Annotated in this window: 8 protein-coding genes; 3 read left to right on the top strand and 5 right to left on the bottom strand. The window is 38.6% G+C overall.

Annotated features, from left to right (window positions below; all coding sequences use genetic code 11):
* The first annotated feature begins 1 nt into the window (after position 1).
* Positions 2-2,410 carry a TonB-dependent receptor domain-containing protein gene (locus tag ABXT71_RS04570; RefSeq protein WP_415372668.1) on the top strand — a complete coding sequence of 803 codons (2,409 nt, stop codon included), beginning with the start codon at positions 2-4 and terminating at the stop codon, positions 2,408-2,410.
* Between the two features lie 62 nt (positions 2,411-2,472).
* On the opposite strand, the gene ABXT71_RS04565 is transcribed toward ABXT71_RS04570, so the two are convergent.
* The 5 genes from ABXT71_RS04565 to ABXT71_RS04545 all read right to left on the bottom strand — a co-directional run bounded on the left by ABXT71_RS04565 (position 2,473) and on the right by ABXT71_RS04545 (position 10,591).
* Positions 2,473-3,222, bottom strand: a complete 750-nt coding sequence (locus ABXT71_RS04565; protein ID WP_415372667.1) for a LytR/AlgR family response regulator transcription factor — start codon at positions 3,220-3,222, stop codon at positions 2,473-2,475.
* 19 nt (positions 3,223-3,241) lie between these two features.
* Entirely contained in the window at positions 3,242-6,295 is a 3,054-nt protein-coding gene (locus ABXT71_RS04560) for a ligand-binding sensor domain-containing protein (RefSeq protein ID WP_415372666.1), read from the bottom strand.
* A gap of 49 nt (positions 6,296-6,344) precedes the next feature.
* The gene (locus tag ABXT71_RS04555; protein WP_415372665.1) at positions 6,345-7,442 is read right to left on the bottom strand and encodes a hypothetical protein; all 1,098 of its coding nucleotides are present in this window, start codon (positions 7,440-7,442) and stop codon (positions 6,345-6,347) included.
* A gap of 53 nt (positions 7,443-7,495) precedes the next feature.
* Complete coding sequence (locus ABXT71_RS04550; RefSeq protein WP_415372664.1) at positions 7,496-8,059, bottom strand: hypothetical protein; 564 nt, start codon at positions 8,057-8,059, stop codon at positions 7,496-7,498.
* 336 nt (positions 8,060-8,395) lie between these two features.
* The gene (locus ABXT71_RS04545; RefSeq protein WP_415372663.1) at positions 8,396-10,591 is read right to left on the bottom strand and encodes a VIT and vWA domain-containing protein; all 2,196 of its coding nucleotides are present in this window, start codon (positions 10,589-10,591) and stop codon (positions 8,396-8,398) included.
* A 571-nt stretch (positions 10,592-11,162) separates the two neighbouring features.
* Here ABXT71_RS04545 and ABXT71_RS04540 point away from each other — a divergent pair.
* Entirely contained in the window at positions 11,163-11,498 is a 336-nt protein-coding gene (locus tag ABXT71_RS04540; RefSeq protein WP_415372662.1) for a single-stranded DNA-binding protein, read from the top strand.
* A gap of 492 nt (positions 11,499-11,990) precedes the next feature.
* On the top strand, positions 11,991-14,087 hold the full coding sequence (recQ, locus tag ABXT71_RS04535) for a DNA helicase RecQ (protein WP_415372661.1): 2,097 nt from the start codon (positions 11,991-11,993) through the stop codon (positions 14,085-14,087).
* Positions 14,088-14,238: the final 151 nt, after the last annotated feature.

Genomic DNA, 14,238 nt, shown 5'->3' with positions numbered 1-14,238 from the left:
AATGCGCTACCCTTTTCTACTTATATTCCCATTCCTTTTTTCACTCACAATTCAGGCCCAAAAAATTCAAGTTTTAGGCCAAGATGGGAAATTCCCTATCGATGGCGTTGCCGTTTTTAATAAAAACAAAAGCAAAAGTGGCATCACAGATTTTGATGGCTACGTAGACATCTCCCGTTTTTCTACTTCAGAAATGCTCACATTTCAACATATTTCTCACACAAATAAAACGGTGAAGAAATCAGATATTTTAGAGGCAAACAAAATCGTATATCTTGATACAGATGCAAGCGCATTAGACCAAGTGGTTTTATCTGTGTCAAAGTTTGGTCAAAACAAAAAAGACATCACCCAGTCTATTGTTTCAGTAAATAGTGAAGATATCACTTTTAGGAATCCACAGACCTCGGCAGATTTGCTTGAGTCAACGGGTCAAGTTTTTGTTCAAAAAAGTCAGTTAGGCGGAGGAAGCCCTTTAATTAGGGGTTTTTCTACAAATCGTTTATTGATTGCAGTAGACGGTGTTCGTTTTAACACGGCTATTTTTCGCGGTGGAAATGTGCAAAATGTCATCTCTATAGATCCGTTTGCCATAGCGCGCACCGAGGTTATTTTAGGACCAGGATCTGTAGTCTATGGTAGTGACGCAGTAGGTGGTGTGATGAACTTTTACACAAAGAAACCCGGTTTCTCTTTTGAAGACGGAATGTCTTTTGGTGGGGATGCAACCGTGAGATACGCAACGGCAAACAACGAAAAAACAGGGCACTTTGATTTTAACATTGGTCTTAAAGAATGGGCGTTTTTAACAAGCGTTACCTACAGTGATTTTGATGACTTAAGAATGGGAAAATACGGCCCAGATGAGTACTTACGCACGGAATATGTAGTGACAGAAAATGGTATAGATACTGCAGTAGCGAATGAAGACCCTTTAGTTCAAGTGCCTACCGGTTACAGCCAGATAAATATGATGCAGAAGATTAGGTATATGCACTCAGAAAAATGGGACTTTAATCTTGGCTTATTTTATACAACCACAAGCGATTATGCGCGTTACGATCGTCTTATCAGAAAGCGTAACGGAAATCTTCGGGCGGCAGCATGGTATTACGGTCCTCAAGAATGGTTTTCTGCAAATCTTCAGATAGCAAACACGCCAGCGCAATCTTCCTTCTACGATAAAAGTTTGATTACAGCGTCATTTCAGCAATTTAAAGAAAGTAGAAATGATCGTGATTTTCAAGAAACCATTTTATTTGAAACGGACGAAAAAGTAAACGCCTACACCGCAGGTTGGGATTTAACTAAAAAACTAGGAAAAGGAAACCTCTATTACGGTCTTGAGTATGTCTACAATAAAGTAGGGAGCCAAGGGCTAACGACAGACAGCATGACTGATGTTTCTTCTCCAGATGCGTCTCGGTATCCAGATGGGTCTTCCTGGCAATCTGCAGCGGCATACACAAGCATCCAATATCCATTAGCAAAAGATCTTTCCTTTCAGGGAGGATTACGCTACAATCATATTTTAGTAGATGCTACATTTGACCTAAACTTGTTTGACCTTCCTTTTTCTGAAGCAAATATTAATACGGGAGCATTGACGGGAAGTGCCGGATTGGCTTGGCAAGCAACACCAATTTTAGGTTGGAAAGCAAACTTCTCCACCGCTTTTAGAGCGCCAAACATTGATGATGTAGGTAAGATTTTTGACAGTGAACCCGGAAGCGTTGTAGTCCCTAATCCAAACCTCAAACCAGAATATGCTAAGAACGGCGAGTTAGGGGTGACGCTTAATTTTGATGAATCAATAAAGTTTGACGTGACGTCTTATTATACGGTCTTAAATGATGCATTAGTGCGCCAGGATTATGAGCTAGACGGTGAAACAGAAATTTTATACCAAGGAGAATTAAGCAATGTGCAAGCGATCCAGAACGCAGCAAAAGCAGAAGTTTATGGTGTAGAAATAGGAGCAGAATTTACTTTTTCTGAAAGTTTAAAACTCATAAGCCATTATAACGTGACTGAAGGTTTTCAAGAAGATGAAGATGGAATAAGAGAAGCATTGCGTCACGTAGCGCCTCATTTTGGTAATACGCATTTTACATATAGTAAAGACAAATGGAAATTAGACGCCTCTGCAAATTATAACAGCAAGTTTGACTTTGAAGATCTAGCGCCGAGCCAGCAAAACAATGATTTTCTATACGCAAAAGACAGCGATGGCAATCCCTATTCACCTAGTTGGTATGCGCTTAACTTGAGCGGAGAATATGCATTTACAGATGCTTTAAAGCTGAATGCATCCTTACAGAATATCACAGACCAACGGTACCGCCCATACGCAAGTGGTATTGCCGCTGCTGGTAGAAATTTGATTTTAGCGGCTAGCTATTCGTTTTAATTAACAAATGTCGCTTAAATGAATTAATAGGTCTCCAATTTCAAACGAATCTTCGGGTTCAATCACCTGTGCATCCTATCCAGCATCTCAATGACCTCACTCTTTTTACGTACCGAAACAGGAACGCTTTGTTTATTCTTAAGCATTAAATAACCGCCATCAGTTTTTATAAACGCACTGATGTAATTTATGTTCACGAGATGACTTTGATGCACGCGTAAAAATTGATAACCACTCAGCATATCGCTAAAGTATTTCAGTGTTTTAGTTACAAAAATCTTCTTATCATTATTGATGTAAAAGATGGTGTTGTTGCTATCAGACTCGCAGCGTATAATGTCTACAAGGCTCACAATAATAATTTTATCTAAGGTGTGAAGCGAAATTTTATCAGGCTGAGATTCTGGAGCGGTTATGGTGTTTTTCAAGATAGTAAGACGTTCCTCTGTAGGTTTAATCTGCTGTTTCGCTCTACTGATAGCTAAGCTTAAATCTTCATCGCTGTAAGGCTTTAAAACGTAATCAATGGCTGCAAATTTAAAGGCGCGAATCGCATACTCGTCACTGGCCGTTACAAAGATTATTTTACTTTTTAGATTAGGAAAAATCTCAAGCACATCAAATCCAGTTCCATCAACGAGCATGATATCTAGAAACAAAATGTCTGGTTCTGTTTTGCGTAATATTTTTGCCGCTTCCACAACACTTTGTGCGGTTGCTACCACCTCGATATCCGCATGGTTTTTCTTTAGAGACGCTTGCAGTAATTGCAATGCATCTGGCATATCTTCAATAATAATCGCACTAAGCATATGTTATGTTTTTAATAAATTAAAAATCCGTCTCTAACGGAATCTTAAATGTAACCTCAGTCCCTAAAATCACTCCGTTTTCTTCTAATTGTTTTAATTCTAACGCTCCCTTTCCACCTAAAGATTCTATTCGTTCTTTCGTCACCTTTAGGGCAACAGACTGATGGCTGGTCGCCGTCTTATTTTTCTGTGACTCAAAAATTCCAGGACCATTATCTGTAACAGTGCAATACAAATTCTTTTCGTCTGACGTGAAATAAACCTTTAAAGTCCCTTTTCTTGATGAGCCGCCACCTTCTCCTTCCTGGTCATTAAGCGGAGCCGAAATACCGTGCTTAATAGCGTTCTCAACAAAAGGTTGTACCAACATAGGTGGAATCAAAATTTCTTCTGCAGCTACCTCGGATAGCACCTTTATCTCATATAAAAATGGCGTTCTTGCCATTAATTGTTCTACCTCTAAATACTTATGGAGTGTCTTAATTTCTTGGTCGAGACTTATAACATCTTTTCTGGAGTTATTCAAAATCTCCCGCAACATCATTGCAAAAGTATTGATGGTCGTTTCCATCTTTTGCGGGTTTGAAGACCCCATGGCCTTGATACCATTAAGCACATTAAAAATAAAATGCGGATTCATTTGTAATCGCAATGCTTTTTGTTCTAGCGACAGTAAATGATTTTGAAGTTTCAATTCCTCTTGCGTCTTTCTGTTTCGGTTTTTTAGGCGTCTAATATAGCCATACACGAGCAGTCCAATAATACTTATTGCCAGCGCTAATGAAAATATTTGAAACCACAACTGACGATACAAAGGTGTCTTTATAACAAACGGGAATGAGATTGCCTCACTTTCTACCCATCGATAATTTCTGGATTGCACTTTAAACATGTGCTTCCCAAAGTTCAATCCTACCAAATTCTGTGACGCTGTCTTTGTCCAAGGGCTCCACTCCTTATTATCTAATTGATATCGATAGTGTACGTCTTTTGGATGCATTAAATCTACGGTGCGATACGCAAATGATATTTGATCCTGCGACGGCTGTAATTCTAAAATACTATCTGTGATCCAAGTCGCTCTATTTGAATTAAATACAGAGATGAAATCCACCGAAACATCCTCAAAAGTTATTGCTGGTTTTTGCTCCTTCTTTTTCACCACCGCAGAAGTTTCATATTTAGTAAGACCATATAATGCGCCAAACCACAGGCTGCCATCTTCATCAATAGCACTTGCGTTTAAGCATGTTTCTATTCCTAAAAACCCATCGTTACGCCCAAAGTGAAAAACATCTATAAGCTCCCGATCATTCCCTAGTTCTATTTTATCTACCCCTCTTTCAGATCCTGCCCAGAGATTCCCTTTTGTGTCAAACAATAACTGATAACAGTTTTGTGATGTGAGTTCTTTGGCCCCGCTTAGCTTAGAAAATTGTGGATAGTCACTTAAAGAAGCTTTCCAGATTCCGTTGCCGGCTGTACCAAGAAAAAGGTTGCCTTTATAAAACTCAATACTATTAATTGCGACACCTGCTTCTAGCACATCGCCTAAGTGTGTGACTTGATCATTCTTTATAAACCCAAGATGACCATTTTGAGTACTGTACCAAAGTCGCCCTTCTTCATCCAGTTTGCTGTCTCTAATTAATAAATCTTCTATGCCAGTTTCAATGGCAAAATGGTCCGTTTTTAAATATTTATTCTGTGTGATATCATAGCTCATTTTTACAATTCCGGCGCTATAAGTGGCAACCCACAATGTGTTTCTAATGGGTACTAGTTGCCGAATCCAATCTGAAGGAAAACCGCTTTCTTCACTGTAAATGGTATGCTCAATTTTTGGAATTTGCAGCGTATCTATTCGCATTGTAACCATCGTGTCGCCCGTAAAAATAAGACTATCCTTGACGGTTTTACGATACTGCCATACTCCTTTCCCGTCAGAACCCGCTAGCACATTTCCGAAGTCATCATGAGCAATGGTTTTAATTTTTACATTGCTGAAATTTTCTGGGGTCCTTATTTGGTGAATCCCGAGGGAATCTAACTTAGAAATTCCAGATTCGCTCGTAGAAATATACAGATCCTTGTTTGCTGCTTGCACTGCATATACACGATTTCCTTGGAGCCCAGTGTCTTTGTCAAAATGCGTAAAGTCATTTTGAAAATACGTGTATAATCCTGCCCCGCTCGTTGCGATCCAGATACCACCATCACGATCTAAAAAGCTTTTGCGAATGTGGTTTACGACCAGCCCCTCTCGCTTGCTAATACTCCGTATGGGCTGAAAAGTCTCCGCATCAAGGACAGAAATACCATTTGTATCGGTACTTACCCACAACTGATTATTCACAATATTCAGGTTATTAATACGCGTGGGTGAATTTCTAATCACCTCTTCTAGATGTTCCTCTGCCGTGTAAATAACGACTATGCCCTGTGTGAACGTTGCTGCAAATAAGGTGTCGTTCCATTGCTGGAGCGCCATAAAATTTGAGGTGTCATAATTCTCAACGCTAATCGGGTTTGAAAGTGAGTCTATTCTAAACAAACCTTTGCTAGAGGCTACCCAGAAACGAGTTCCGTCAAAAGCGATATCGTTTATTATGGCGCTATCAAGCGTGGGGTGTATGGTATGATTCTCTAAAATCCCTGCCTCGGAAATGCGCTGAATTCCGGAAATGGTGCCTACATATGGCACTCCTTCATTGACAAAAACAGTGTTTGCTTGACGTCCTTTAAAGGAATAAATACTATCCCCATTTTTTATAGAAAGCCCTTTTTTTGTAGCAATCAGTAAACCTTCTCCAAATAGTTCAAGATCCTGAATATAATTTGAAGCCAGTCCATCTTTTTCTCTAAATATAACAAACTCATTACCGTCAAATCGTGCTAATCCTCCCCCTTGTGTAGCCAGCCATAAATACCCTGCAGTGTCTTGTATAATATCATACACTTGAGATTGCGGCAAACCGTCTTCCAGCGTGTAATTACGTAACTGGTTGTTCTGTGCCAGAAGATTCCCGAAACAAAAAAGAAGGAGTAAAAATAAGAGGTTGTTAATCTTCATTAGGACAAATATAACGATATGTGCTGGGAGTTATTTTTATACAATTGCTTTATAAATTTGTATATAATTTTTTATCCAAAATATTGAGAGTCGCGTAATTCCCCACATCTTCTAGATTCATTAAAGGTTCTAGCACACAGAGCGCCGTTGTTTTTCCTGAAATCTTAAGCACATTGTCTTTAACTCTCGCTGTCCATCGATATTTTTCTAGAGGAATTTTCATTTCAAAAAGAACTTTTGCCAAGGCTTGATCTTCTGCAACAAAATCCATAATAGCGTCCGGGGTTTCAAGGTTTGGTATTTCCGAAGCATTGGAGAATTCAACCTCCCAATGTACCGGAATATTAAAACGATAAGAATAGACTTCGCCTAAGGCAGGTTCTTCTCTGGCGGTTAAAGCTTCTTGCCAATTGATGGTTTTGCTTTGATTATTGGCAGCCATCTCTTGTGATAATGCCAAAGGTCCTTTTGATTGTGCCGTTGGGTAAAAAACGTAGTACGGTTTTGCTAAATAATGAGAGGCATACTTGCCGCCAAAAATGTTGAAATAAGGCGAAGCGATAATACTAGGATTTGCGTGTTCACTAAACACAAGTTTCAATTGAGAGAGTAGGGCTGTGTTTTCTCCTAGGCCACAAGAGTGAAATATGATTTTTGTTTCGTTTGTGATTCCATATTGGATAGGTAGTTGCTTTTTAGCAATGTAGTTTTGTAAAGATTTTGTTGTGAGTCGTTCGCCATCTTTTTCGGTTTTGAGTGACATCCCTCTCCAAGGATTGCTATGGCTTACAACATGAATTTCACTATAAAAATTTCCTCTTTGTTTTAGGTCTAGGTGGTTTAGTATTTGATCTAAAGAAGATAACCCTTCTATCACAAGATACCCTTGTTCTTTAAAATGTCGTGTTGCATTTGCATAGTAGGTGTTATCATCTTCCTCAAATCCTGCAATAAAAACAATTGGACTCAACACAGCCAAATCTGGAGCAGCTCCACATTCATAATCTTGAAATCTAAAACCTTCCTCCTCGTTTAAGGAAGAAAAACCAATTACCATTTCTTCAATAAGATCTTCGTATAGTGCTGCTTTTTCGCAAGCGATTAAAAGCACGAAGGAGGCAATGATTAATGTGATGGTGATTTTCATGAGTTTATTTTTTTGGGTTGAATACAGACTACTCAAACTGTTTACTATCTTATTTATAGTTCTTCATACAACATACCACTCGTACCATAACTATCGTCATTCCAGATAAAGGTGTCGTGCTGCTCCGCATCTAAAATGCTTTTTTCTAGCACCGTGATTTCAGAAGTTATGATTTGATTTGCTTGTCCAAAAACTTGGTTTGGGAACAGGTACACGATTTCTTTATTTGAGTCTCCACAGTCTTCATTAGTTAAAATAGGGAGCGCGATGTATCCGCCTTTTTCGGTTTCTAAAATATAATTAGAGACCACGTACGAGCAGTATTCTACATACTGCACAGCTACTTTGAGGACGCTTTTTACGCCGGACAACCCTGGGTTTTTAAGTTTGGTGATTTGTATATCGTGAATTAAGGCTGCATCTGCAACAGGAAACGAGGTTACTTCCTCTGGCGAATCTACATCTGTAGAAAGCGAAGCAGATTGTACTTCTTCTCCATCTTGCTGTAAGGTGCTTTTAAGCGACACAAAATATGCATCCGTGCTGTCAAATTGTTGCGCAGTCATCTGTGCGAATCCGGCTAAGACTATGGTGATCATTAGGGCTAACTTTTTCATAATACTTTGGTTTTAAATAACGTTTGTTGTTTTGTTATACCAAAGATATGAGGAGATGCTTCTGCGATTTTAGGTGTTTTAGTATTCGTTATGGATGAACTAGTAAACGTTTGTTTCTAAACATTAGACTGGTTCAATCTGACTGCTAATGATTCATAAATGTCATGCTGAGCTTGTCGAAGTACAACTATAGCCTTTACTATAATTTGTTAGCCAGTTGCCCTTCGACAAACTCAGGGTGACACTTTTAAAACAACAACAACAACAACAACAACCCCAAACAGTTTTTACACTATTTGGGGTTGAAGTAACAAACCAAAACACAAGTCATACATGTTATGAGCAGCTACATTCTGCTCGATTGTCTCGCACTAAGATGGTAAACTGCTTATTCGTTTTTATTGGTTCAATTTTTAAGCTGGTAAAGGCATTGCTTATTTCTTTATCAATAACCCAATCGGTTCCATTAAAGATCTCTGCGGAAATAATTTGACCATTTTCACCAAACTTTAATCTGATTTCAAAGTGCTCGTTCGTGTGTTTTTCTGCAAGCATACCGTATTGGCTTTTAAACCACATTTTCAATTTTCTTGCTTCAGATTTAGGGAGCTCATTAGAATCAAAACCTATCGTATAGGTCTTTTTAAAAACTGATTTTTCACTTACCAAAGCCTCTGCACCTACTGCGCTATTATTTACATTTTGCGGCATTGGTAATGGCTGTTTTACGGTTTTTATCGTTCCGTCTTTATTTACTACGCGCTCATCTACCGCGACAAAAGAGGTGTATTGTGTGGCGAGGTTGTAATGTAATCCTAAGGCAGTGACTTCGTCCTTTGTGTCCTCTCTAAACCGAGTACTATAATCATCAAGCTTTTCTATTTTTTTACGAGCCCATAAATACCGTAGCGCTTTATTGTCTGCTGTTAATGTCCCTTCGGAAACTTTAAAACGTTGCTTAATTTTTTTTCTACCTTGATACCCGGTCATTATAATCTCACCATTTGCCTCGCCTTTATACTTTCCGAAGATAACAATAGGACGTGCAGCAAAAATGTCTGGAACGGATGATGGTTGTATGTCGTACACCTCAAAGCCCCTGGTCGCAAATTTCACTTGTGTCATCACTGGGCTGTCTATATACTTCTTAAAATCTTCTGCTACTTTTGCCGCTTCTTCACGCGTGGTGGCGATAAAAGATTCACTCTTGCTCACCTTTGCCATACCTTCTATCAAGTACCTATTTACACTACTCCCTATCCCAAAAGTGAACACATTTGCTTGATCCAAGTTCTCCTCAATTTTTATAAATGCGGCTCGCTCCACAGACACATACCCGTCTGTAATGACCACCATAGATCGCGAACTTCCTGCCTGCGAACGTGGTAATCCATATGCCACATTAAGCGCGCTTAATAATTGAGTACCGCCGCCGCCTTGGCCTCTAGTTAAAAACGCAATTGCATTTGTAACATTTGCATCTGTTGCTTGCACCGGCGTTGGATTAAATACCGTAGAACTTGATGCAAATAATTGTACATTAAAAGTGTCTTCTGTGTTTAGGTTGCAAAGTAGATTGCGCATTAAATCTTTACTTACTTCTAAGGGGTAGCCATTCATCGATCCAGAAACATCCACTATAAATAGGTACTCTCTTGCCGTTACATCTTTTGCTTTGACCGCGGCTGGCGGCTCCATCATATAAGCGAAAAATTTCTCATCGTTATGCTCATACAATAACAATCCAGAAGCGATGGTCTCTCCTCTTAAACTGTAGTTTAAAATGAAATCTCTGTTGGCAGGATTCACATTGCTTTTCGATAAAAAGATAGAAGCACTGTCTCTAGAAGGGTATAGAATATTTACTTTATGTGAGGTGCTCTCCATATTCTGAATCATCATTCCGGCTTGAATTTCTACTTGCATGTCATATGTAAAAGTATCTGCTACTCCCTTTTTAGTAGTAGGATTATTAAAGGTCGTTTCGCCAGAGGTGTTCTCTCCGGTAAATCTTGGGCCCACTACACTAGGTGCTACAAACTGGTATTGACCATCGACAGGAGATAGCATTTCTGTGTAATACACCTCGATGCTTATTTCATCACCAGGCATTACATTACCCACTTTTATCTGAAACACATTGGGGCGTGCTTGGTCAAGCTTTGCAGCACGCTTACCTTCTTTTACTGCTTCTTGATATACTTTTTCCGCTTTATTTTTTTCAAAGATTTTTGCATTCGTCACGCGGTCCCCTACTTGCATTTTCATATCGTGCACTGCTGCTTGTGTAGATAATGGGAACACATATTTTGCTTCTATAGGAGTCGTGCCTTCGTTATGATATACCTGTGTCATTTTTACGTGAGCGACGGCTCCTGTTATATGCACTTCTGTCTTCGATGCCTTTAAAGGAATGAGCGCGTTTTTAGATAGCACTTCTAAGTAAGGAGACTCTTTTTTCTGAGTCTGATTTGCCTGACCAAAAGTGATCACGGAAACGAATAATAAGAGAATAAATGGCAGCTTTTTCATAAGGAGGTTTTAATAGGATGAGACTTTATTTTTTTAAATAATCTTGCCATTTCTTTACTTCAGAAATATGCTTTATCGATTACGTTTGATCAAATATAGGCTCGTTATGGAGTAAGATTTTGTGTGTTTTAGTATTCGTAGAAGGTGGAGTAGTATTCGTTTCCTTCGCTGCAATTTTCTGAGGTTTTCTCCCGAAGTTTCGGGACGCTCGGACTTCGAAAATCACTCAAAGAATTTTGAATTTTTAGGTTTTATTGAAATATTTTAACTGTATTCTATAGTACTTGGATAATAACCTTATAAATAAACGTTGTTTAATAAACCCATAAACTATTGTTTTTAAGACATATAACCAATTTCATCCGCTTACAAACACTTGCAAACGATAGTAAATAGTTAGATACCGACTGCGATTAGGATGCGGTTATATGTTTGCAATGTCGAAACGAAATAACAAAAACTAAAAATTGTTTCACTAGACTTTATGATCTGCGGGAGGAGCCCAAAGACAAAACATAACTTAACTGTTAAACGATTCCGTATCAAGCACGGAATGACAAAAATTAAAATTATGAACGCACTTAGAAACAAAGTACAGTTGATTGGAAGATTAGGTCAAGAGCCTGAAATCAAAACTTTTGAAGATGGCAATAAAATTGCAAACTTCTCGATGGCTACAGATGATAGCTACAAAGACAAAAACGGGCAAAAAGTAGAACGTGCTTACTGGCACAATGTAGTGGTACGAGGCGGCCTTGTAAATGTGGTAGAAAACTACATAAAAAAAGGACAAGAGATTGCTATAGAAGGAAAGCTTACCAATCGTTCTTGGGATGATAAGGACGGCAAGAAACATTATGTGACAGAAGTTTTTTGCACGGAGTTATTGATGTTTGCTAAATCATAATTCGGTTCTAGACTCCACTCAGAGATTGGAGCTAGTTATTTAATTCACTTTACAAAGGGGTTCGTCATAGTGTATGTTGAACCCCTTTTAATTTCTAAAAAACAGTATACCTCAGGGATTCTTGTGGATATTAAAACGCAGTGTTAATGCCTAATACACAGCTAGCATAATTGATTTGTTAGTTCGGTTTTACTAAATCAAAGCATACCTAGCGCGAGCTATAATTCAAAAATATTCCGAGTAGCTTTCATATAATTTGAAACGTTTTCTCGTATTGAACTTGTATATAAATGTGTAAACAAGTACAATATTTGAGCAAAATAAGAAGGCCCTGCAATGGTCAAACTGGCACCCTCCGTGTACAAGCGAAAAAATCAATCAGTATAAATTAATACCATTAACTACCTAAAGTGCTCGAACAATTTTTGAAAGTTGAACATCAAACTCTAATAAAATTATATCGAAGGACCGAAAACTTTTACCTTTACAACAATGCAAAAAGAACCATCCACTTCCATAAAATCTCTTTTAAAAACCCACTTTGGTTACGACACGTTTCGTCCTAATCAAGAGGAAATTATTACAACCGTGCTAGAAGGTCAAGACGCACTGGCGATTATGCCAACAGGTGGCGGGAAGTCATTGTGTTTTCAATTACCGGCATTAGCTTTGGAGGGAACGGCTATTGTGATATCTCCTTTGATCGCCTTAATGAAGGATCAAGTAGATGCCTTAAACGCTAATGGTATTTCGGCGGCATTTTATAATAGCACACAACCACAGGAGATACAAGCAAAAATTTTAGAAGAGCTTGTAACGGGACAATTAAAATTGATTTATGTTGCTCCAGAAAGTCTGTGGATGCTTACTAACTATCTTTCAAAAATTAAGATCAACCTCATCGCTGTAGATGAAGCGCACTGTATATCTTCTTGGGGTCACGATTTTAGACCGGCTTACACGCAATTGAACAGGCTGAAACAAGAGTTTCCAGGCACTCCCATAATCGCACTGACAGCTACCGCAGATCGCGCGACACAGGATGACATCCTGGAACAATTAGAAGTTAAAGAAGCAAAACGATTCGTCTCTTCTTTTGATCGCCCCAATATTTATATGGATGTCCGTCCTGGACAAAACAGGATCAATCATATCTATAAATTTTTAAGCTCGCGTGGTTTACAAAGCGGAATCATTTATTGCTTGAGCCGCAAGAGTACAGAAAGTATCGCAACGAAACTAAGAGCTAAGGGCTATGATGCACAAGCATATCACGCCGGATTATCTGTAGAGGATCGCACACAGTTTCAAGAAGATTTTATCAATGATCGCACTCCCATTATTGTGGCGACCATTGCCTTTGGGATGGGTATTGACAAAAGCAATGTACGCTGGGTGATCCATTATAATATGCCAAAAAATATAGAGGGCTATTACCAAGAAATAGGACGTGGTGGTCGTGATGGATTGAAAGCACAGGCGCTCATGTTTTACAGCTACGCAGATGTTTTAATGCTTCGGAAATTTACAGAAGGAACACCCACTGAGGAGTTTCAATTGGCTAAGTTAGAACGGATGCAACAATTCTCAGAATCACTCAACTGCAGACGAAAGGCCTTATTAAGTTACTTTGGCGAGAACCTAGCCGAAGATTGTGGCAACTGTGACATTTGTAAAAATCCTCCAAAATATTTTGATGGTACTTTAATTGCCCAAAAGGTATGTTCTGCTGTTGCAAGAATGCAAGAAGGAGAAGCGATAGGAACTGTGATTGATGTACTGAGAGGTGCACAAAACCAGGCGGTTCTAGAAAAAGGATATCAGGCGATTAAAACGTACGGCGCTGCAAAAGACATTTCTTGGAAAGACTTGCAACAGTATATTATTCAGTTACTAAATCAAGGGATATTACAAATTTGGTTTCACGAAAAAGGGCGATTGGTTCTTACTCCGCAGGCTAAACAAATACTTTTTGAGGGGAAAACTATACGACTGGCAAACCTAGTAAAAGACAGTACAGAAGAACAGAAACCAAAAACAACCAGAAGTAAGAGCACTCGCAAAGACTTGTTTGAAAAACTACGCACACTTCGATCTAAACTTGCTGCGACTATGGGCGTGCCTGCATACGTTATATTTAGTGATGCTAGTCTTCAGGATATGGAAAATAAAAAACCAAGAACAATCGAGCAATTTTCTGAAATCAGCGGGGTTGGACAGGCAAAACTAGATACATATGCGGAAGCATTCTTAAAGGTAATTGCGAAACATTTAGATACTACAGATTCAAAAATTACAACGCACGAAAAAACGTATCAGCTATTTAAAGACGGAAAAACTGTTGCAGATATTTCAGCAGAAAGAGGCGTAGCAGAGAGTACTATTTTTAGTCATTTGGTTAAAATGCATCGAGATGGAGCAGCTATTGATTTGCATCAATTTATAACTTCAGAAGAAATAAAAAAAGTAAAAGCTGCCAAAAAAGTGCTAGAAAATCCAGATGGCTTAAGAATGTACTTCGAGCATTTTGAAGAAAACATGTCTTACAGTAAGATAAAACTCGGACTATATCTCCCCATTAAAAAGTAATAATAAAAAGAAACCGCCCAATTTTCATTGGACGGTTATCTCTTCCTCATAGCAATTTTACAAAACGGTTATTGTAATTATTCTAAATTATTAACCTTAAATTAATTTGGGACAAAAACCTCGTCTTATAAACACTAAGGTAAAAATAAGA

Origin of the sequence: Patiriisocius sp. Uisw_047 (assembly GCF_047730165.1) — a bacterium.
GTDB lineage: Bacteria > Bacteroidota > Bacteroidia > Flavobacteriales > Flavobacteriaceae > Patiriisocius.
The sequence above is the reverse complement of the archived record's forward strand: the minus strand, read 5'-3'. Positions and strand labels throughout refer to the sequence as shown.